Source organism: Bradyrhizobium sp. JR4.1, from assembly GCF_040548605.1.
Classification (GTDB): Bacteria; Pseudomonadota; Alphaproteobacteria; order Rhizobiales; family Xanthobacteraceae; genus Bradyrhizobium; species Bradyrhizobium canariense.
This window is the reverse complement of record NZ_JBEPRY010000020.1, coordinates 129,654-151,132: the sequence shown is the minus strand read 5'-3', so window position 1 is coordinate 151,132 and position 21,479 is coordinate 129,654. Positions and strand designations below refer to the sequence as shown.

General features: G+C 59.2%; 10 protein-coding genes and 9 pseudogenes. 5 read left to right on the top strand and 14 right to left on the bottom strand.

From position 1 onward, the window contains the following. Positions 1-318 (top strand): annotated as a pseudogene (locus tag ABIB90_RS30820) (IS21 family transposase); the annotation flags it as partial. 9 nt (positions 319-327) lie between these two features. Here ABIB90_RS30820 and ABIB90_RS30815 read toward each other — a convergent pair. From ABIB90_RS30815 to ABIB90_RS30795, 5 genes and pseudogenes are all read right to left on the bottom strand, one after another. Next, positions 328-1,284, bottom strand: coding sequence for a hypothetical protein (locus ABIB90_RS30815; protein WP_354201978.1), 957 nt, complete (start codon positions 1,282-1,284; stop codon positions 328-330). An 18-nt stretch (positions 1,285-1,302) separates the two neighbouring features. After that, positions 1,303-1,380: pseudogene (locus tag ABIB90_RS30810) on the bottom strand (hypothetical protein); the annotation flags it as partial. Positions 1,381-1,535: 155 nt separating this feature from the next. Further along, positions 1,536-2,405, bottom strand: a pseudogene (locus tag ABIB90_RS30805) (recombinase family protein); the annotation flags it as partial. 270 nt (positions 2,406-2,675) lie between these two features. Continuing rightward, a complete protein-coding gene (locus ABIB90_RS30800) occupies positions 2,676-3,149 on the bottom strand; it encodes a helix-turn-helix domain-containing protein (RefSeq protein WP_354201967.1) in 474 nt (157 codons plus the stop codon). Between the two features lie 164 nt (positions 3,150-3,313). Then, the gene (locus ABIB90_RS30795; protein WP_354201966.1) at positions 3,314-3,613 is read right to left on the bottom strand and encodes a DUF5372 family protein; all 300 of its coding nucleotides are present in this window, start codon (positions 3,611-3,613) and stop codon (positions 3,314-3,316) included. 12 nt (positions 3,614-3,625) lie between these two features. Between ABIB90_RS30795 and ABIB90_RS30790 the strand changes: the two are divergent. Continuing rightward, positions 3,626-4,117, top strand: a pseudogene (locus ABIB90_RS30790) (Mu transposase domain-containing protein); the annotation flags it as partial. Between the two features lie 43 nt (positions 4,118-4,160). Here the strand turns inward: ABIB90_RS30790 and ABIB90_RS30785 are convergent. Beyond that, positions 4,161-4,352, bottom strand: a pseudogene (locus ABIB90_RS30785) (DNA -binding domain-containing protein); the annotation flags it as partial. Between ABIB90_RS30785 and ABIB90_RS30780 the strand changes: the two are divergent. Next, positions 4,337-4,765 (top strand): ABC transporter permease, encoded by a 429-nt coding sequence (locus ABIB90_RS30780; protein ID WP_354201965.1) that lies wholly within the window; start codon positions 4,337-4,339, stop codon positions 4,763-4,765. The pseudogene ABIB90_RS30785 and the gene ABIB90_RS30780 sit on opposite strands and share 16 nt — an antisense overlap. Before the next feature lie 45 nt (positions 4,766-4,810). On the opposite strand, the pseudogene ABIB90_RS30775 reads toward ABIB90_RS30780, so the two are convergent. From ABIB90_RS30775 to ABIB90_RS30750, 6 genes and pseudogenes are all read right to left on the bottom strand, one after another. Next, positions 4,811-5,125, bottom strand: a pseudogene (locus ABIB90_RS30775) (FCD domain-containing protein); the annotation flags it as partial. Between the two features lie 78 nt (positions 5,126-5,203). Next, positions 5,204-5,360: pseudogene (locus ABIB90_RS30770) on the bottom strand (transposase); the annotation flags it as partial. Positions 5,361-5,390: 30 nt separating this feature from the next. Then, on the bottom strand, positions 5,391-8,120 hold the full coding sequence (locus ABIB90_RS30765; protein WP_354201964.1) for a DUF5695 domain-containing protein: 2,730 nt from the start codon (positions 8,118-8,120) through the stop codon (positions 5,391-5,393). 689 nt (positions 8,121-8,809) lie between these two features. After that, the gene (locus ABIB90_RS30760) at positions 8,810-10,237 is read right to left on the bottom strand and encodes an MATE family efflux transporter (RefSeq protein ID WP_354101737.1); all 1,428 of its coding nucleotides are present in this window, start codon (positions 10,235-10,237) and stop codon (positions 8,810-8,812) included. Continuing rightward, complete coding sequence (locus tag ABIB90_RS30755; protein ID WP_354201963.1) at positions 10,230-16,697, bottom strand: non-ribosomal peptide synthetase; 6,468 nt, start codon at positions 16,695-16,697, stop codon at positions 10,230-10,232. Before ABIB90_RS30755 ends, ABIB90_RS30760 begins: the two co-directional genes overlap by 8 nt. Positions 16,698-16,730: 33 nt before the next feature. Further along, positions 16,731-16,877 (bottom strand): hypothetical protein, encoded by a 147-nt coding sequence (locus ABIB90_RS30750; RefSeq protein WP_354201962.1) that lies wholly within the window; start codon positions 16,875-16,877, stop codon positions 16,731-16,733. A gap of 1,248 nt (positions 16,878-18,125) precedes the next feature. On the opposite strand from ABIB90_RS30750, the pseudogene ABIB90_RS30745 reads away from it, so the two are divergent. Next, positions 18,126-18,269: pseudogene (locus tag ABIB90_RS30745) on the top strand (IS256 family transposase); the annotation flags it as partial. A 74-nt stretch (positions 18,270-18,343) separates the two neighbouring features. Next, positions 18,344-18,736: an adenosylmethionine decarboxylase gene (speD, locus tag ABIB90_RS30740; protein WP_354101739.1), complete on the top strand. Its 393-nt coding sequence runs from the start codon at positions 18,344-18,346 to the stop codon at positions 18,734-18,736. Between the two features lie 1,436 nt (positions 18,737-20,172). Here the strand turns inward: speD and ABIB90_RS30735 are convergent. Both ABIB90_RS30735 and ybgC read right to left on the bottom strand, forming a co-directional pair. Beyond that, positions 20,173-20,376 (bottom strand): annotated as a pseudogene (locus tag ABIB90_RS30735) (CopG family transcriptional regulator); the annotation flags it as partial. A 252-nt stretch (positions 20,377-20,628) separates the two neighbouring features. Further along, a complete protein-coding gene (ybgC, locus tag ABIB90_RS30730; RefSeq protein ID WP_084462540.1) occupies positions 20,629-21,048 on the bottom strand; it encodes a tol-pal system-associated acyl-CoA thioesterase in 420 nt (139 codons plus the stop codon). Positions 21,049-21,479: the final 431 nt, after the last annotated feature.

The window sequence follows — 21,479 nt, the reverse complement described above, 5'->3', positions numbered from 1 at the left end:
GATGGCGTGCCGGTGGTGGTCGACCGCCTGACCGGTGAGCGCAGAACGGCGCAGATCTTCGTCGCCGTGCTCGGCGCATCGAGCTTCACCTACGCGCAGGCGACGTGGACGCAGGGGCTCGCCGACTGGATCAGCGCCCATGTTGGCGCCTTCGCGGCAATCGGCGGCATACCGGCGCTGCTGGTGCCCGACAACACCAAGGTCGCGGTCATTAAGGCGAGCCTGTACGACCCGCAGATCAATCGTACCTACGCGGAGATGGCGGCGCATTACGGCACCGCCATCTTGCCGGCGCGGCCGCGCAAGCCGCGCGACAAGACGATCGCTTCATACTGCACCTTGTTCAGGTAATGGCGCGGTGATGGGGGCGAGCCGCGCCGGTCGCCCACCTCGACCGCCACACCCCTTGAGGATGGTCTGCTGCACTGGTAATGCCCACAGGCCACGATTCAAATTATCACTGAAGCACTTCGTAATCAGCCCCTGCCGACCCCACTCGTGCACGGCGGTCTCCGAGATGCCGAACTTCGCAGCGATCTCGCGCGTCGTGAGCATGCCGCGGCGGCGCAACCGATCGTACCGGCTTGCCAGTTTGTAGGCGCCGCGAACGAACGCAATCTTCTTCAGGTTGAAGGGCTTGCCTTCCCAAGTGCGCCATCCGTCGCGGTTCAAAATGTCGGCAATCTCGCGGTCGCAATGCTGATCGAGCAACCGGTCGACGGTCGCGACAAGCTCGGGCTTGAACTTGCGCAGCTGGGCGATAGGCAGCGGCCGTTCGAGTTCCAATGTGCGCGTAGCCCCGCCGGACAGACGCACATGGGCGGTGATCCTCTGCGCTTTGATCAACGTCACGTCATCGATGAGCAGGCGCACGATGCGTTTGCGCTCACGGAAGTCGACGCGCGAGTCGTTCCAGATTCGTGGCAGCTGCTCGGCAAGACCGAGAATGCGTTGGCGGGCCTCGGCGCTGAGTGTCGCAGCCTGCTGCTTGTTGCGGCGTTCGTATTCCTCGGCAGCTTCGGCATGACGGCGCAGCTTGTCGTTCCATTCCGCCTCAAGCGTATCGGCGACGAGTCGATTGTCGGGGTCTACTTTCATGTAGCGTCGGCGGGCAAGCTCGGCGTCATAGCGCAACCGCTCCACATGCTGGCGACGCGCGGTATTTGTCTCGTGAGCGCGCGTCTCAAGTTCGCGCTGGACTTCCAGCGTGACAGCCAGCGTCATCGGCGTCATCATCTCGATCAGGAGCGCAACAACTGCCGCATCGAGGATCTTGCCGGGCACCGTTTGACACGTTTTTCCGGCACGGCGCACCGCGCTCTCCCGACAGATATAAGTCGGGACCGTACTGCCATGCTCGCGGCTGTAACGCACACCCATGCGTTCGCCGCACAAGCCACATAGCACGCGCCCCTGAAGCAGTGCCGGTCCCTCGCGCGTGGCCCCGACAGCCGTTCGCCACCGAAGGCGCCGGCATTGTCGGTAAGGCGCCGCTGGTTGGCTTCGAACCGTTCCCAGTCGATGTAGCCCTGGTGCATGCCCGGCATCACGAACTGCCAGTCCGCCCTGGCGACCTTGACGACGCTGACGCCCCCATCGGGCCGGTGGCGGGTGCGCGTGCGGCCGTAGGCGAAGGCACCGGCGTAGCGCGGATTGTGTAGCACCTGCAGGATGCGGGAGTGCTGCGGCATCGCCCACAGGAGGTCGCCTTTGTTGGCACCCGTCCGCAGCCGGCGTGGGAACTGCAAGCCTTGCTCCCGGAAGAAGCGGACGGTTTGGACGGCGCTCCCCGTCCGCTCGAACGTCTCAAAGACCATGCGAAGGGCGCTCTGAACCTCGGCGTCGGGATCGAGACCGATGGTGCCGTCAGTCCGGTAGACCAACCCGACCGGCGGGCCCATCTCCAGCTCGCCGCGCCGGGCCTTATTGAGCTGGCCGCCACGCATGCGCGCTTTGAGGATGTGCAGCTCTGCCTCGCTCATCGTGCCTTTGAGACCGAGCAGGAGGCGATCGTTGAAGCCGGCCGGATCATAGATGCCGTCTTCATCGAGAATGAGCGTCGCGGTCAACGCGCACAGTTCGATGAGGCGATGCCAATCCGCAGAGTTGCGCGCCAGCCGCGAGACCTCCAGGCCCATGACGATACCGGCCTTGCCGAGCGCCACCTCGCTCACGAGCTGCTGGAAGCCGTCGCGTGCGGCGCTGCTGGAACCGGACTTGCCGAGATCGCGATCGATCACGCGAATGCGCTCGATCGGCCAGCCTGCCGCAATCGCGCGAGCACGCAACGCATATTGGCGCTGCGTGCTCTCGCCGTGTTCGGCGACTTGCCGCAATGTGGATTGGCGGACATACAGGTACGCATCGCGCTTGAGATGGTCGGCCGTGACCTTGAGCTCAGGCATGGATGGGCTCCATAGCGAGGGAGACGATGATTCCGGCGATTAGGCGGGTGACGTCGCTCGCCGGTGGCGACAGATCGGATTTGGCGAAGGGCGGAGGCTGGGGAGCGCGACAAGCCGCCTCGGCATGAAGGTCCTGCCCCAATGCCCGCATCCAAGCCGCCAAACCTTGGCGGCGAAGAATGCCGAGGCCGGGACTCGTGGTGGCTTCGGCTGATAGGACTGCGGCGCGCACCTTCTCGTAAGTCGCGGCGCGATCGGCTGGCGCGACAATCAGGCTCGATGGATTCGTTTTTTTTTGCGCGCCAGCGCGCGCTCCAGGCTGCGCCTGTGCACCTTGACGCCGAAGCGTGACTCGATTGCATCGAGACACTGCGAGGTCGTTATCTCTGGCTTTGCCGCTCTGAGATCGGTCACGAGGGCAATGACCTCGGAGGAGACCTTGTGGCCGGCTTTGGGGCCGCGCCGGCCTGGCAGCAGACCGGCGAGCCCAACTGTCTTCAGTGCGCTCTGAGCTTTGTAGAATGTCGGCCGGGTAACGCCGAACGCCGCGGCAGCTTCGCTGATGGCAATGCCATCGACCTGATGGCGCCGCACCATCTCGTAGCGCACCTGGACCAGGTCCTTGGCATCGAAGAATGGATTGCTGGTGAACAGAACGTCGCGAACGGCTTCGGGGTTGCGATTGAGGACACCGTCCTGCGCCAGCGCCTCGCTCTTCGGGTCCCGTCGTTTTGGTTTCGCCATGGACGGCCTCGATGCTTTGTAAATATAAATACGCCTCCATATGTTGGATGTCAATTGCGACGTCGACACTAAATGCAGTTATTAGGCCAATAAATGCGGTATATCGTTCTGCGCTTTGATCGCGTAGCGGCATTGTTCGTTTTACATATGAGGCGTAGTTGACTTTACGCATTGCCGGCCCCCAACCGCTGCGCAAGCCGCTCCAACGCCTCGCAGAGCGCCAGCAAATCGGCGGTGCGGAAGGCCGCTCTACCCGCCGCCAACATTCGGAACTCATCCGCGCCGTCGATATCGGTGAACGCGCTTGCGATCGTACAAAGCCGCCCGTCGTCAGCCGCGTAGACTACCCGGTCTTCGCCCCAATGACGGCGCCGGCAGATCAGCTCAAAGGCGCGGCCGTTCCAGCGGATGAAACGGGTGCGTGATCCGCACCTTGAGGCGAGTCGTGCCGACACGCCCTGCATTTGACGACTTTCGACAAGGCCAAGGTCGAGCAGGCCGTCCTCATCGTCGAGCGCTGGCTGCTCGGCCGCCTGCGTCATCGCACTTTCTACAGCCTGGCCGAGGTCAATGCGGCGATCGGCGAACTGCTCACGAGGCTGAACGAGGAACGGCCCATCCGGCGGCTCGGCGTGACACGCCGCCGATTGCTCGAGGAGGTCGACCGGCCGGCGCTCAAGCCATTGCCGGCGTCCCCCTATGTCCTCGCCGAGTGGCGGGTCCGCCGCGTCAGTCTCGATTACCACGTCGAGGTGGAGAAGCATTACTACAGCGTTCCGCATCGCTTCGCCCGCGCCGAGGTCGAGGTGCGGTTCACGGCCCGTACCGTCGAGATCTTCCACAAGGGCGAGCGGATCGCCGCGCATCAGCGCATGAGCGGCAATCACAAACACACCACCGTGCCGGAGCACATGGCCTCCAGCCATCGGCGCTACGCCGGCTGGACCATCGCGCGTAGCCGCCGCGAATTAAACTAAGGCCGTACTCGACCAGGCGACGTGTTTGGCCGCGCAACTCGTGGGTCTCCCAGTCGCGTTCGGAGATACGATTCAGGCCAAACAGGACTTCGGCGATTTCTCGATAGGTAGCTCCCTTGATCCACCCATCATGCGCGCGCAGAGCGAGGACCACGCGGCGACGGCGCAGCCGCGGAAGCGCGCGTAGGGGATCCCCTGGCGGCCCGCCATTTGCAGCGCGCCAGATGCGCGCTCCAAGATCGCCACCCCTGGCTGGTCGTCTTCTTCGTGGTGTTCTTCAATACCTTCGAAGGCGCCCGCGCCGTCGACCGCGACCAGATTGCAGCGGCCCGCTTGATAGGTGCCAGCGAATTCACCGTGTTGCGGACTGTGGTGATTCCTTCCGCGCTCGCCTGGGTGTTCGCCTCCCTTCTGCCGGCGGTCTCCTTCGCACTGATTGGCGTCATCGTCGGCGAGTTCATCGGCGCCGAAGGCGGGCTCGGCAAGCTCATCATCGAAGCAGAGGCGCGCGCCAACGCTAGCGAGATGATGGTCGCCATCTTCATCATGATGTTCGTCGGAATCCTGCTCGCGGTTGCCGTGCGTTCGCTCCAGTCGCATCTGTTGCGCTGGCAGCCGCAGTTCGATCGTTCAACCTAGCGCTCGCATACGATCCGCAGCGCAAGGGGTGCGCTCGGGAGATCGTCACTCGCTGTCGGACGCGACCCCGTCGGCCTGTCCGCCGAGACGATCATCGATATAGCGCCGAAGCGCAGCCGCCGCATTCAACATGTGGGCGCGCATTCTGCGCGCTGCGGTATCGCCGTCGCCTTCCCCGATCGCCTGCATGATGGCGTCATGCTCGACGCGGGACTTGCGGATGCGATCGCCCTGCCGCAATTGCGTGCGGCGGAAGGCGCTGAGCCGCGAGCGGACATCCTGAGCCTGCTCGGCCATGAACGAATTGTGCGTCGCGCTGTAGATGCATTCGTGGAATACCCGGTTGAAGGCATCATAGGAAGACACAAGAGCGCGGCCAGCGCGGCCACGGCATTCACTTTTTCCATATTTCGATGATTATTGAATTTGCCGCCGATGCCCACCCGGCACGATCATGTGGATGTGCGGATGGTGGGTCATCGCCGAACCCGAGGTATGCTGCACCGCAGTGACGCGGATACGTGCGCCGAGATGCCCGGGATTTGCGGCGATGATCGTCATCGCCCTCGGAAGCCGCGTGGAACAGCAGGCCATAAGTGCCGATCGTACCCGATAATCGGCAACACTAGCGAACCTGAACCCGCGGTAAGCGCGCCGCAGGCAAGCGGACGACGATCTGGCTGTCCCTGATGTCGACGACTTCCTTGCGCTTCCTCCCGTCATCGTACCGCAATTCGAACGTCACTCCCGATGCAGACGGGGCAAAGGGCTCAGGCGTAAGGCTGATCCACCCCTCCCCCAAATTCAGAATGATCGGTCCATCCGCCCGGAATCGCGCGTCAAGCAGCACCAGGTCCAGTCGGAGAGACTGGAGCCGCACGTTGAGCCGTCGCCGCACGCCATCACGCGGCCAGATACGCAGGGTGTGAGCGAACGTCTCCACGATGCCACCGTGACAAACCTGCCCAAAGATGGGATCGTCGGCAACGATCGTCGCAGCAGCGCGGACGGCCCCACAAAATCCCAGGTCGCTCTCGCACGAGTAATACCAAGTTCCACGGCGATGCGGCTGACCGAGCCACGTGGTCCCGCTCGGCGCCGGCTCGAAGCCACCACCGGCGGCGCCGTCATTCTCCTCGCCCGGATACCAATAGCCATGACCGGCCGACGCAGGGCCGCTGTTAAGCAAGGCCCACGCGCTGAGTTGTGACGCATAGCCCAGACGAAGGAGCGGATGCGGGTCGTCTGTATCGTTCAGCGCATAATCAAGCAGCGCCCAGCCGCCCATCTGCGCCATGTAGGTCAGCGTATAGGCGTCGCCCGCAGTCCCGCGATAATCGCTGCCCAGGTAGTAATAGGCAGGTTCCAGCCAGCCACGGCAGAACAGGTTTGCAGCGATCTGACGTTCCGCGAAGGCAAGGGCTGCCGCCTTCGAAACCCCCATGGCGACAGGGTCGTCAAGGGCCGAGCGCGCCAGTGCCTGCGTTGATTCGAAGCCTGTGGAATCGAACGGATATTCCGACCCGAACAGGTCCGCCTTCGGATCGACGAAGGCTCGCACCTTACGCGCCCAGTGCGCCTCCAGCGTCGCCGCCTCGCGCATCAAGCCCGCCGTCGTGAGCGCCGAAAGAAGTTCGGGGATCACACATTCGTTGTAGAAGCCGGTGCGGTAGGCAGACCACATGACCACGCGCATCGGCACCGTGAACATGGCCAGCGCGGTACCGTAGGCGCGCACCAAATAATCTCGTGCGCTCTGGCGGGTGGGGATCGCGGGATGGTCACGCGCGATGCGGTGCATGGCCAAATACATCGCGAAGATGTGCGGATAGTCATAAGGCCGCCAGATGTGCAGGCGGCCCTTTGGGCCGGGATCGCTGCTTTCCCGGTTCTGCTTCCAATCGGGTATCCCGTAGAGGCCGTAGGCGTATGCCTCCTGTGTGGTACGTTGCAGCCCGCCCCAGACGAACGCATCGATATACCGGTCCAGCGCCGCCACTTCCGCCGCATCCGGATGCTCGGCATTCTTGGTCGCGAGGTAAGCGGGCTTGCTCAGCCCTGGATCGTCGCACGTCACCTCGTAGATGCGCCCGCTCTTGATCCGGTCGTAATTGTCCGGGCCAAGCAGGACCTGCGTCTCCATGTTCCACTCGCCGAACAAACCGTCGTACCATTTGGACGAGTCACGATGCTGCCGCTTCACGATGAAGGCTGCGCGCTTCTTCATCATCGTCTCGACGGGTTCGGTAGCGAAGAATTCAAGAAAGGTGTGGCGCGCACCCGGCTGGTGCAGGGTCAGTCGGTTCTCGCCCAATCGCGAAAACCGGACCCGCCATAGTCGCCTGCCGGCCCGATCCGGCAATCGTTGCGCCACCGTGTCGCCGGTAAATTCCGCTTCGATTCGCTCCACCGGAATGGAGGACGCGAGCGCGATGTCGACATGCAGGTCGTTGGGAACCGTCATGCCCGGCATTACCTCCACGTCCACCAGACCGGCGTCCGCGATAGCCCTGCGCGCCGCCTCATAATCAGCAACCCATTGGAAGCGGAGACGGTAATGCCGTTGCTCTGCCGGCGACAGGGACAGGGAATGGGTCGGCTGTCGCCAGCGAGTCCCGCCCGCCACTGCCTCGCCGGCGGCCGCCCCGCCCAAGATGTAGGCGCACCACGTCCCACTGGCTTCGGCCGAATCCTTGTGGACATTCCAATATTCCAGTGACGTGTCCGCTTCCGGTAAGAGCATGAGGAAGGGACCGGTGCTGTTGCCGCGAATCCAGAAGATGTGCGATCCATGCCCTGAGACGAAGCTGTGCTTCAAAACAGCCCCCGACACCGGTTGCCCTGCCGGAAATTCGGTGTTCATCGGCATGGGCAAATAGAGGTCGCCGACCTCCACGCTCGCCATGCCGTCGTTCCGCAGCATGATCTCCCACGTCAATCCAGCCTCGTCGACTGCGAGCCGGGTCGTGAGAAGGACGCCGGCATCGCGGGCCGCTAGTTCAAGTGCCGCGCTATGCATCGGCTTTGTTGCATCAACGCCGGTTCGAAGCGTATGCCACTCGGATCCGGCACGCCGAACTCTAGCGTGAGCCGTCCCCAGCACGGCTCCAGGCAGGACATAATCCGTGTCATACGTGTCGTTACGGTAACGCAACGAGGTAATGCCGTCTTGCGTGCACCCAACGACGAAGGAAGAGTCGGCCGCCTTCAACATCATGGCAACCTTGCGCTGCGGCCGATTGGGTGTAGGCAGTGTAACGCCCCCGAACAACGCGCTACCCAAGAAGCTACTGCCCAACAGCATCGTACGACGCGTATACATCCAGACTTTAGACATGCCTTTGGTCTTCGTCATCAACCGTATCCGGTATTGCCCCATGCGGATGATCAAGGCGTGCCGTTTCCCGCCGTAAACGTCAACACGACAAAAGCGACATACGTTCTCAAAGTACCGAGTGTTCGGTCGGCAGCGCTTCGTCACCGTCGGTCCTCACGCGCCCCTTGGACACCAGAGCGTGCACGCAAGGAGGCCAAGCGGCTTTTGGGCCTGGTTGCCAATGGCAACGACCCGGTCGACGAGAAAGCCAAGGCGCGCCTGCAGGCGGCCGACCCACTCCGGCAATCGCGGATCAATATCTCAGGAGCCCCAAACAAAGGCTGAAGCCCCGACCAATTCGGAAATAGAACGCTACTTGTTGGCCAGTTGGCGACCCCTGCATCCGTGTCAGTTTTCAGATCACTCGCCGCCATCTCTCGGCTCACATCGCTGACCTCGCATCAGCTCATGGAGCGATCTCAGCAACCCGCTATCCGTACAGCCCTATCCTCAATGCTCAAGTGGGCAATGCGGGAGAGCCTCGACATTGCTGCGAATCCGGTTCTCAGCGCTAATTAGGCATCTGACCGGTGAGGAAGCGATCCCGGCCGTTCCACATATGACACAGAGCCCATATTGCAAGCCGAATAACACTTTATTTGGAGCGCAACACCTCTCCGGCTATGTAGGCCCTTTTGCTCTGAGCTCCGATGACGTCTCTTGTCAGGTCACCCCGCGATCTCGATCGCTCTTGAAATAGGATGCCGGAGCGCTCGTCTGAGCTCAGCGAATTGGTGGAACAAGACAAACAGCGCGATCATTCCGGCGCCCAGCTCAGCGATTGCTTGGCTGGCCAACAGTCCGTTGAAACCCGATATGACCGGGAATAACAGTACGGCCGGTATGAAGAGATAGCCCTGCCTTGCCAAGGACACAACCGCACTGAGGCGTGCTCTCCCGAACGACTGAAGCATCGTCGCCACAAACTTCTCAACACCAAACAGCCCAAAAAACAGATGGAAGACGATGCAGGTCGAGACGGCAATTTCCGTGACTTTATCGCTATCGCTGAACAGCCTGACCAAAGGTCGCGCAAAACTAACAACGGCCACAGAATACGCGACGGCAAGAGCGACGGTCATGGCGAGCATGAACTTCGCAGCCTTCAATACACGAGCAAAGTCGCGTGCGCCCCAACCGAAACCCAGGACAGCTTGAGAGCCTATGCAGAAGCCGGTGATAGGTAGTGCGCCCATCGTCAAGATTCGCACAGCTATTCCCACGGCCGCGATCGAATCGTCGCCGAACGGCGCAGCAGCTCCGTACAAGAGCATAACGGCAATAGCAGATAAGATACTGGTGATCGTCGACGGCGCCCCTATGAACGCGAGCTGTCTGATGCGATCTGCTCGCAATGATATGTGAGATATCCTGACGACAACTGTTCCGCCAAGCTTCGTAAAATACGCGATATAGAGGCTAATAGCAGCGATCTGAGATACCAGCGTTGCGAGGGCTGCGCCTCGCACACCCAAGTCCAGCAAGAATATGAAGACGGGATCAAGCACCGCGTTCAGTATGAAGGCGGTCATCATCGTCCACATGCTGAATCGTGTGTTGCCCTCGGCTCTGACGATGAAGCCGTTGACAATGTTTAGAAGCATCAGGGTGTACCCGAACAAAAGCGTCCCGGCGTAGTCGAGCGCCACGGGCATGATGGTTGGACTTGCTCCGAGCGTTACGAAGATCCCTCGCAGGTTCAGAAGCACAGCGACGGTAACTATGATACCGATCGGGGCGGCGAGCGCGAGTGCAGTACTTGCGCCTCGACTCGCCTCCAGGTATTCACCGGCGCCAAGATGACGAGATATGAACGACGCTGCTCCAACACCGATCCCCTGCCCGACGGCCGCGAGCAGAACCACGATCGGCAAGGTCATGCTGACAGCTGCGAGCGCCTGCGCGCCAAGTGCGCCAACAAAGATCGCGTTGACGACCTGCTGTAACGCGTGGATCGATAAGCCAACAACAGACGGAATGGCGAGCCGCAGGATAAGGCTCGAGAGATTGGGATCCGATAGATCGATGTGCTGCTTTTTCTTTGGCATCACATTGCGATCGCTCTCGATTGGCGAAATTGCATCCGGCTCATTCATGGATGAAGGTGCCCCCAGCTCTTCGGAATTCGCTGATCGTTTGCAACAGCTCCTGTTGCAACACCATGCAAAGATTACGGGTCACCTCATAGCTGACTTGGGTTGGATCATACCTCGTTTCGATCTGTAGATGGCCGGCTTGATATCCGACATCGAACCAGAAGAGGTGAATCACGGCCCCTTCATCCATGTCTTCGCCGATCCAAAGTGGAGAAGGTTCCTTGCCTAGGAAACGGCGTGGAAAATGGCGCTGCAAACCCGCTCGATAATTCACTCCAATTCTGGGCAAAGGCAGGCGATCGATCCGGCTCCGCACGGCTGGATCTCGGTTTAGGAATTTCATGGCACGAAAGCCTATTCCGCTGCGCGGCAGGGCATTGCGCTGGCGGTATATTGAACGAGCACGATCGTGACGGGGCTCCGTTCCGGTGAGACTCAAGGGAAGCGGAACGAGCTCGCTGATATGACCGATGATCTGAGATGGATCGAGATCGTCGAACAGCCGACCTCGGGTTGAGGTAAGACTATCGATCCAGAGCGAATAATTGCCGAAAACGCGCCCAAAGGCGCCAGAAATGGCGGCAAGAAACACATCAAAGTCCTGACAGTGCGCCAATCTGGCTGAAATGTTGAGGAGATCAGCTGTCGCTTCTTCGTCAATCTCAAGATGGTACTTGCCCTGATCTTCCCAAAGGGAGCGGCAATTCGCTTCATCCATGCGACCTTCAAGGCGTGCATAATGAAGCTCTCTCGCGGTCACTTTCGAAAAGCTCGCGCCGCCCAATAGGGTGGCGCCGGCGTGCAAATTGAACTGATGGTAGTCAATCCTCTCCCAGTAGCTGAGTTCGGCTGGCGCTTCGCTGTTCGCGTAGTGCTCAAGGCGCTTCAACCATGCAGAGAGCATTTGTATGTTCTCGGGATCACTCACGGCGTGGCCTGAGGCCGGGGCGTACGCCGCATCCAATGCTTCCAGGAACAGTCGATAGCCTATCCCGTCCGCTACAAAATGGTGCATCAGGACCAGCAGATAGTAGTCGCCGCTTTCCGATGTGCGGAACACCGTGACGTTAACAAGAGGCGTCTGGCCGTCAAACCGAAACATGTGTTGACGTCTTGCTGAGATGCTCTCGACTGCCTTACGTTGCTGTGGGTCGGCCATTCCGACAAGATCGATCTCCTCCACCAGGCGTTCGGTCACGGAAGGCCCGATTGTCAGACGTAGACCATCGTCGGTTCGCGCAATACGGAGTCTGAGGCCTTCGTGCCTATCCATGACATGCGCAAGGGAGCGCTCCAGACTTCGAATATTCAGGATGGCGCCGGGCAAGAAGAACAGATCGCCGATGTTGAAATGCTCATCGAAGCCGACGAGACGGCTCCAAGATGAGATCGCGGGGGTAACTGGCAACGAGCCATCCCCAGAAAGGAAGGTATCGAGTGCAACTGCCGCTTCGTCTGCCGCCAATTCCCTGATGGTCGGTGTTCGATAGAGTTGGTCGACAGTGAGATTCAGCCCGGCTTTGCGCGCCAGCGTGACGCAGCGCACGCTCAGAAGAGAGTCGCCGCCGATATCAAAGAAGCTTTGATCGAGTCCGACCCACTTGGCGCCTAATAGATCCTGCCAGATCGCAGCAAGAATACGCTCCTTCCTCGTGCAGAGCTCAGCAGATGGCACAGGCCCGACCTCGCGGTAAGGAACGGACGACAGGCGAGCACGATCTATCTTTCCGCTCGCCGTAAGGGGAATACTGTCAACCAAACGGAAGGAGGCGGGAATCATGTAGGACGGCAATGTGTGGCGCAAGTGGGTGACAATATCTGCAGAGCTTAGACCGTCGCAAGCCGGCACCAAGCTTGCCGTCAAGCGACGCTGGTCATCGATGTCTTCTGCGACGACCACGGCCTTTGCGATTGCCGCATGAGACTCAAGGGCCGATTCGACCTCCTCCAGCTCGATGCGAAAGCCCCGCACGTTGATCTGATTGTCCGATCGGCCGCAAATCTCAAGAAGGCCGCTTGTTGAGATGCGCGCGATATCGCCACTTCGATAAAGAACGCGGTATTGCCCGCCGTCATACGGATTCGGCACGAAACAGCGGTTGGTCAGATCTTGATCCCGCCAGTACCCAGCGCTCACGCAGCGTCCCGCGATGCAGAGTTCGCCGGCGGCTCCGACGGGGACTCTCTTCAACCGGGCATCGAGCACGTAGAGTTTGACGTTATCGATTGGGCGTCCAACGGGGACGTGCGACGAGCCGTCGCAGGCATCCGATGTTTCGTAAACTGCCGCATTGGATGCACATTCCGTAGCACCATAGAAGTTCCACAACGGCACGTCCGGGAAATACTCACGCCAGCGAACAGGGAGCGAGGAAGGCATCGGTTCGGCGCTGCTCGTGACCAAGCGCAAGGAGGTCGGTCGCGAGTGCCGTTCTTGGGAAGCAATGAGGCCGGACAGCAGTGGCGGCGAGGCAAACAAGTGTGTCACGCGATGTCTGGCCAGCGTGCACAACAACAGATCTGGATCCAGCAACTGCTCTTGGGTCAGGATCAGCGCGGGCACGCCTCTCAGAAGGCCTCCAAAATACTCCCAAGCGGACGCAACAATTGATGCGGACTTCTGGACAACCATCACGTCGGTACTATCGAAGGGAAAGCGTCGCCACATCCAGTTCAGTCGATTGAGGATTGCCGATTCCGGTATAAGAACTCCCTTCGCCTTCCCGGTTGAGGACGACGTGTATATAAGGTTCGCAATTCCCTGATCTGGTGGTTTGTCGCTGCACTCAAAACCGCGCGCGGGCGCGCCGCACGCTTCTAGCGTCAATAAACATTTCGACGGCACTTCAAAAGCAGGCTCAGGGCTATTTGCGTGAACCAAAAGCTTTGCTTGACTATCTCGCAGGATATGTTCGATCCGATCACGCGGATAATCCGGCGATATAGGGACAACAATGGACTGCAAAGCTCGTGCGGCTAGAATAACAGCGGCAACGTCAGCCGACCGGTCGATCAGCATGGCGACCATGTCGCCAGCGCCCACGTCAGAAGTCCGTAGCAACGACCTGATAGCTGTTACGCGCTCACGCAACTGGCCGAATGTGATCTCACCGAAATCGCCATAATATGCCACCTGGTTGCGATTAGAGACGCTGATTTGCTCGAACGCTTGGACAAGCGGACATTCGGTCTCATACGACTGCGCCGAGCCCTCTAGCGCGTCCAGCATAGCGACGTCTGACTCGCTGAGGCAGCTCAGATCTTGAATGGGCGTAAGCGGCTTCTCAATGCAGGCTGCAATCAGGCGGCGCAGATTGTCGGCCATGCGGATAATCAGATCGCTGGAAAATAGGTCTTCCGCGTACGCTAGCTGGAGGGCAATTTCCTCGCCCTGATCTTGTGCGTACAATGTCAGATCGAATTTTGCGTAGCCGGTCTCGTATTCGCGGAATGTCAGATCCAACTCATGTTCGCCAAGTGGCTCCGCGGCCTCGGAGTACATGTTGAACATAACTTGGAAGATCGGTGATCGTCCCGCTTCGCGATATAGCTTGGTATCCCTTACCATCCAGCCGAACGGATATGCCGAATTTGCGATGGCATCGCTGACCAGTGCTTGGATGCGCAAGGCATGAACCGCAAAGGACTGGCCCACATCGATCGCGTAGCGGATTGGCAGCATGTTCAGGAAGAAACCAACAATTTCGGCACTGCCAGGTTGATCCCGTACGACGTGCGGTATGCCAACGATGATATCATCCTGACCGCTGTACATCCGCAGCAGAAGCTTGAAACATGCGAGGAGTGCTGTCGACGTGGTGCACCTATGTCGGCGCGAAAACTCCCTTATCTGATGGGATAGCTCCCTGCCAAGTAGCACCGCATGCGATGCGCCGCGATACGAATTTGTCTGCGGCCGCGCTCGTCCCGTTCCAAGCGAAAGCACCGGCGGATCATCACCAATCTGACGACGCCAATAGCTACATTGGTTGGCAAGCGCCTCCGGAGTAGCGTGTTGTGTTTCCCAGACCGCGTAGGTCGAGAGTGACACTCGGTTGTCTGGCAGAAACGCCGCGGCGTCCACGTACCTTTGTCGAAGATCCCTGAGCAGAACAGAGATCGACCAGGCATCGATGATGATTTCGTGAGCGGTGATCAGTATGAGATGGTTCTCAGGACCAAAAATGATCATGCGCGCGCGAAACAGATGGCCTTGGCTGAGATCAAAGCTGCCGTTCAGTTCTGTTCGCCTTAGCTCTGCGATCAGCTTCTCAGCCTCCTGCGACGTGAGTTGCGATGCATCAGTCAATTCGAGATTTGCGCAGTGCGGAGCATCAAAAAGCTGAACCGGACCGTCCTCGTCGATAAAGCGTGCCGAAAGTGCCTGATGAGAATGAACGACATCGGTCCAGGCGCGATTGAACGCGACCAGATTGATGCTGCCCCGCATTCGCAGGCCGCCCTGAATGATGTAGTTCCTGGCAGACGGATCGAGCTGCGAAAGAAACCACAGGTGCTCTTGAACTCGCGTCAGAGGCGATCGTGTAAGCAGCTTTCCGCAAGCGGGCGCTGTGCACGGCCTAGATTCGGCTCGCGCCGAGATCGAAGCCGCAAGAGATCGGATCGTTCCATTCAGGACCAGCCTGAAATCCGTTCTCACTCCGAGCTCGGTCTGCAAACGGCCCAATATGAGCATTGCCCGGAGCGAGTCTCCACCGAGGCTTATGAACTGGTCATTCACACCAATGTTCTCAATGCGCAGAACACCGGACCAAATCTGGCACAGCTGCGCTTCGAGGTCGGTTTGCGGTTCCTCGAATCGCGTCGGCAATGGAGGGCGAAGGCTGGTCGGGTCGGGCAATGCTCCAATATCGACCTTTCCATTACTGGTCAGTGGAATACCGTCGACGTGGATGATTCTTTCTGGGAGCATGTAGATGGGCAGCGCTTCAGCAAGGAAGTTCTGAAGCTCGCCTTCCGTTACCTCAGCTGGAGCGGACACATACGAGATGAGTCGTCTCGTCCCGCTTTCCTCCTCAGCCCTGGTTATGTCTCTCGCCGTAAGCTTTACGCCTGCGCAGACGGAGGCGACCGCGACGGCGCCACGCACCGAATGATGAGCGGAGAGGCGAGCCTCGATTTCTCCTAGCTCAATTCTGTGCCCGCGGATTTTGACCTGACGGTCGCGTCGACCGAGACATTCCAAAAGACCATCGGAACGAAAGCGCCCGAGATCGCCTGTCCTGTATAGGCGCTGCAAGGACGGGACGTTTGAGAACGAGTTTGGCCCAAAGGCATCCTTGGTGCGGACGTCGTCATTGACGTAACCAGCAGCGACGCCAACACCGCTAACGCAGATTTCACCGACCTCTCCCGCCTTGCACAGCCGCGGCCCGTCGGCGATATAAACCTCAACATTAGTAATCGGCTTGCCGATCGGCACATAAGCATCAGCCAGCGCAGGCGGCGCGGAAACCAGATGATGCGTGACGCCGTCCGCGCACTCGGTCGGCCCGTAGTGGTTGAGAATGGGGACGCGCGGATATAAGTCAAGCCACGCGCGCGCCAGTGCGGGTGTCAAAGGTTCTCCGACCGTCGAAATAATCCGCAAACCGTCCAGCGCTCGATCAGCCGCCGCAAGCGGCTTCAAATATTCAACAAATACTGCAAGCATCGAGGGGACGAGTTGAACTACCGTCACGCCGTGTCCCTGAATCGCTTTGAGAAGCGATATTGGCGATTTCACTGTCGCATCATCAATGAGCGCGGTACAGCCTCCGACGCAAAGCCCCGCCAAAAGCTGCCACAACGAGATGTCAAAACAGTGCGATGCCGTCTGCGCAATGCAATCCGTCCGAGTGAGGGTTAGGGCATCAATCTTTGCCGCCAGATGATTGTTTAGGGCTGCACGCTCGATCATTGCCCCCTTAGGACGGCCCGTTGAACCAGAGGTAAACAGAATGTAAGCAAGTCCATCCTCGCTCCATGATGGCACAACAGACGAAGTCTGGCCCTTGCACAGCGCCGCCTCTATCGTCATGAATTCCGTGGCGCCTTTGCTGCTAGCCCGGATTGGGTTGACCGAATCCAGCTGGCCTGATCCCATAATCAGAGCACAGCGACTCTGCTCGATCATGAATGATGTACGCGGAGCCGGTAAGGATGGATCGAGCGGCAGGTACGTTGATCCAGCCTTCAAAATTGCGACTACTGCCGTCGCCCAGTCGAGGTCCCGCTCACCCCAATAGCCAATCACTGTGCCGCGAGCGCACCGCTCTCGTAACGTCCTCGCGAGGCATTCCGATCTTACGCGCAGCGCCTTGTACGTAAGTTCGTCTGCGCCGTACCTCAGCGCAACCCTCTCCGGATCCGATCTTGCAAGGCGATCGATCGCCGTGATCGCGTCGACCGGCTGACGTTCCACAAGCTGATTTTTACCTGATCGATTTTCCGTAGGCATACGCGTCTCGCCATTTATCGCCTTCTGCGGCCCTCAAATCAGAACACCGAGGATGCTGATTGAGGTGTGCATTCCGTAGCCGCCCTGGTTCTGCCAGTCATATTGCGCCGTTTTGCCCGTTCTTAGCTTCTCGTCCTTTGCGTTCACTTCGATTTCCTCGATGATCGGCAGGGGGAACACTGCCGGACGCTAGGGCCTCAAGCTGGCGTTGGCATCTACCGGATCTTGTAGCAGACACGTGATAGTTTGCATGGCACCCGCGACCAACGCGCTCAGAGACTCGTTCGGGCTTGTGGTTTCTTGCATTTGTGCTCTCCTCATGGAAGCGGGCTTGGCGTTGGCCGGACTGCAGGTCACCTGCGGCGCCCAAGCGATGACATCGATTGTGCAAGAACCAACAAAGAGGTGTGTTACCGTTTCCACGAGGCCGGCGTTGTTTGCATAACGGTTGAAGGATAGTCGTTAAGCGCTCAAACATTTTGACGCTCGTGGCTATAACGAGATAGCTATGGGCAGCGTAACGAGCCGTGGGCGTGCAGAACCATCCGCCCCGCGGTCCTTGGTCTGCTGATGTTCGCAGTGGTCGGCCTTGGTGCACACGAAAGTGCGCTCAGAAACGTTTGCTGTGGACGCGCAGGCAACGTCCAGTCTACGCCAAAGGGCGTTCCGGCTTTTCCGAACCGGAATTGAATTGCGGGTAGCGCCTTCGCTTAGTCTCCACGACATGCATGCTCGGCAGTTCTCTTCACGCGTCACAGAAGTTTCCGTCTCGGCGGCTACAGCAGAACCGACACGAATAATGTTGCGACGAAGCCGCTTAGCACTGCGGCTAAGCCGGAGCCGACCTGTTATTACCGCCCTCATGTTCGTGTTCAGCTGGAAGATGCTGATGATGAGCCTTTCCTGCGTGTGTCGCGTTGCGTGATGATCCCTCGTGACGATTTTTCCCACGAGCCGGATTTCGATAACCGCGGCGTAGCCGGTGCAATCCCTGCGTGGGTAGACGGGTCCAGCGTCCAGGCCGGCTCCGCTCGCCGGCAATATTCATTGGCTTTCACCGTTTCGCCTGTGCCTCGATAGATCGAAAATCTGTGCAGGCCAACAAAAGTCTCCTTCTACTGCCGCAGCGGGAAAGGCGGCTTCTGCTGCGCAGCATGCTGTCGGACGCTACAGCAGGTCAGCTTTAAGACCATTGTCCGCAAGTTGACGCATGCACCCGGTACCAAGCAACTGGAGAGCGCTCACTTCCAAGCGGCACACTGCTTGCTTCATTCGCGGTGCCATCACCGGTGCCAGCTCGATCGGTAGTGGATCGGGAAAGCGCCGCGGGGTGTTTGATGCGATCTGGAGTTCTTTTTTTGGGAGCGACAACGATCACGCTGGTCGCAAACGGTAGAGCCAATTCGGCGGACCTTGAGCCAGCAGTACACCACCGCCAGGCTGATGGTATTCAAGCTGGTGATCGCCGCATCAAGGACCTGGCGGCGGCTCAAAGGCACAAATCCGTTGCCCAAGGTCCTCGCAATTCGGATTCAACGAGTCATTGAGATCATCCAAGTGCCGACAAACTAAGCGCCTGATCACCTCGTCACCTAAATCCCGAATAGCTCAGCTTATTGGGCCGATAATTCAATGGAGATCTCTTAATGACTATTGATGACGAGAAGGACGCCTCACCGGCTCTGTCCACCGGTGCGACGCATACACTCATCGACCTATGGGGAGCGAAGAACCTCGACGACGCGGCCATTGCGGAAGACGCAATTCGAAAAGCCATCCGTGCGGCGAGTGCGACATTACTCCACCTTCATGTTCATAAGTTTTGTCCGGGTCACGGCGTCTCCGCAATAGCCTTGTTGGCTGAATCGCACATTACCTTGCATACTTGGCCTGAGAGGTCCTACGCGGCCGCTGATGTTTTCGTATGTGGCGACAGCGATCCTGCGAGCGCCGTGCCAATTCTAGTTCAGGCCTTTCAGCCCGAACGGTCTGACGTTCGCAGCTTCCGGAGAGGTGCGTCGACCAAGCCAACGCATTGAAGCAGATGATCGATCTCCTGGGAATAGCCGGTCATGTTTCCGCCCGCGAGCTATCGCTGAAAGTTGGCCACGGCGGGAATCGGGAAGGCGGCATATCGGGGGGTGCTTGAGGCCTCCACTTCTCCACCGAAGGAGCGATATGCCATGTCCAACGATAACAACATCAAGCCGAGTTAGGCAGGAAACGTCGAGGATCAACTCACTGGAATCTTGCGCAATGCCGCCTCGAGCGCGTCCGGATCCATACCGTCGAGCTGGATGCGATTGAAGTAGTTCAGGCATGCCACATCCTGGGTGTTGTTCTTATAGCTCCGGGCCTTCTTGCGATCGAAGACGGATACGTGGTGAGCCTTCCCATGCTCATGGCGAACTGGCGCAGGTAGCACTATGGCACGTAGTGCTGGTTTACAGGCCTGTTTCGAGTTTCCTCCATGCATGGTCTCCCGGCGAGTGGGCATCTTGTTTCCAGGCCTGGCCTGTTTGGACAAAGAAAACGCGCGATATCCACATACTCGGCCAGGGGGCGACATACCTACCTGCGCCGTTGAATGTCCGCTAGTGTCCGTCCTGCGATGTGGTGGTCCATCGAGCAGGTCCGAACCTAATTTTCCGTCGACAGTTTAGGCCAACCAGATGTAGGAATATCAGGTCAAATCAGGGATCTAGAATCTGGTCGTTCGGCACGCGCGACAATAAGCGGGCCCTCAACCCACACCGCGGATGGCGGCTAGGATTGCTCCGCGAGTCGTGTTCGCGACAGCTAGCAAGTTGTCGAGCCACGGAATTCCGATCCCGCCGCTCGACTTTTATGAAGCCGTCGCGGACCGGAGCGAAGGGATCATGATTGAGGCTATTTCGGACGCAATTTGCCGCAGGCCACGACGATACCGACACTGTGATTCCGAATATTCGGGTCACGCGACGGGTTCTTGAGCGATTTGGTGACGATCTTTTCCTCGCAACCGAGCAAGCCGATGATCCGCTCCTTGCAAGGCTTGCTGCATTTCTCGCGTTGGAAGGAACCGACGGGTACAACGAAATCCGCTATGAGTGTGCCTGGGGTGCGCAAGGCAGCCCTGATTGGGTTATATGGGGGTCAAACAGAGGATCCGAGATTTCACACCAGCCTTTGTACTGAAGGTCTGCAAGAAGGGTGATTACCGGCGGCTGACGTTGAGTGCCATGCCCCAATCGGACGCTGCCCAAGGATCTTCACACCCGAGTTTGAGTCCGGACAATGATCGTCTCTGGGACTCCTGTCCTCGCATTCTCTCCAGCCCATGTTGAGAACGATGCATCCCCGGGCGTTGAAGAGATCGGCTGCGCGCTGTCGGTTCTTGCTCAGGAACTGCTTGCGATGCGCGATCTTAAATCTCCGCCCCGGCTGGATTTTCGTCCACGCGGTGAGCGATCATCGGACTCTTAAGCCCCTACCCTCACGTCGGCTCGGCCTCCTTGTCCGGGATCTCCTGTCGCAGCTTCGGCCATTGGCGGAGCCGCCCCAAGTGCCGCGACGAAATTGTCGTAGCGCACAGCCGGGTACGCTCTCGCCGCCTTTGCAGCCGGCTCAGGGAGTGGTGGTGTCGTCGTCAACCAAGGCGAACGAACAAGCCCAAGGCCTTGACCGAGATCCCAATATCGGAAGCCGGGGGCTCTGGATGGCTTGCTATCGCAAGCGTCGGTGGTTGCGGGAACAGGACTCTGCGCGCAAGCCATGTGTGAGCAGTGCATCCCTACGACGCCAAGATCGCCCGCTATCAGCGGCTGTCACGCCAAATCAATGTCCGCAAACGCTGGACGGAATTGCGCGCCTTATTGCACAGGCGACGGACGCGAAAGCCGTTTTTCAGCTGGCTGCGCCGATTCTTGGGGCGTCTTTCCACAGCCAAATATCAGCCCGCCTGAAAAGCGCCCTTAACGCTCGCTTCCATGGCATCCCTCAGGCTCTTGGGGATGCGTTGAGCTTTGCCAGCCGAGACGAAGGCCACACGCACACGCGCCTGGACTAGCAAGTCGGCTCCACGCCTGCACTGTTGGTGTAGCGCGATCGATGCCCCCTTCACCTCCTCAGGAGCCGTGATCACATCAATCACATCATCCATATAGGCAGGTTTGAAGAAGTCCAGTTTCATAGAACGCACCACGAAGGCGAAGCCGCTCAGCTCCTCGCCGCTAGCCTCGAACAACCTGCGATGATCTGTCCCCAAAAGCCGAAGGTAGTTCGTTCGGCCGCGCTCCATGAAGCGTAGATAGTTCGCGTGATATACGATCTGGCTGAAATCTGTGTCCTCAAAATAAACGCGGACTTGCATGTGGTGCCCGCCGTCCCGGATTTCGCCGTCAAGATCGGTCAAATCGTCCCCTCCAGAGTCGCATTGGTAGGCCCACAATGGCGTGACCTTGCAGAGACCAACCGTACCACGGTCACGCGCTATGCAACGGTGAGAGGCAACATAGACACTGAGGCATCAATCACCAATAAGCTGGCCCGGCACAGTCCCGACTGCTTTGTGGTAACCCGTTTGCCACTGGGATTGGAGGGCGTGGCCCTGGCGTTCCCAAGGCGAAGTCCGCTGGGGACATGTGGCCGTTTCCGTTCACATAGATGAGTGCAGGAAACCAAAATACAGGCGAAACATCGTTGCCTGGCTGGAGGCTTATGGGAGGTGTGGGCACCCACAATCCGTTAGATGTGGGAGGACTACATTGCCGCCGAGCCGGGCGGATACTGCCCTTTTGGACC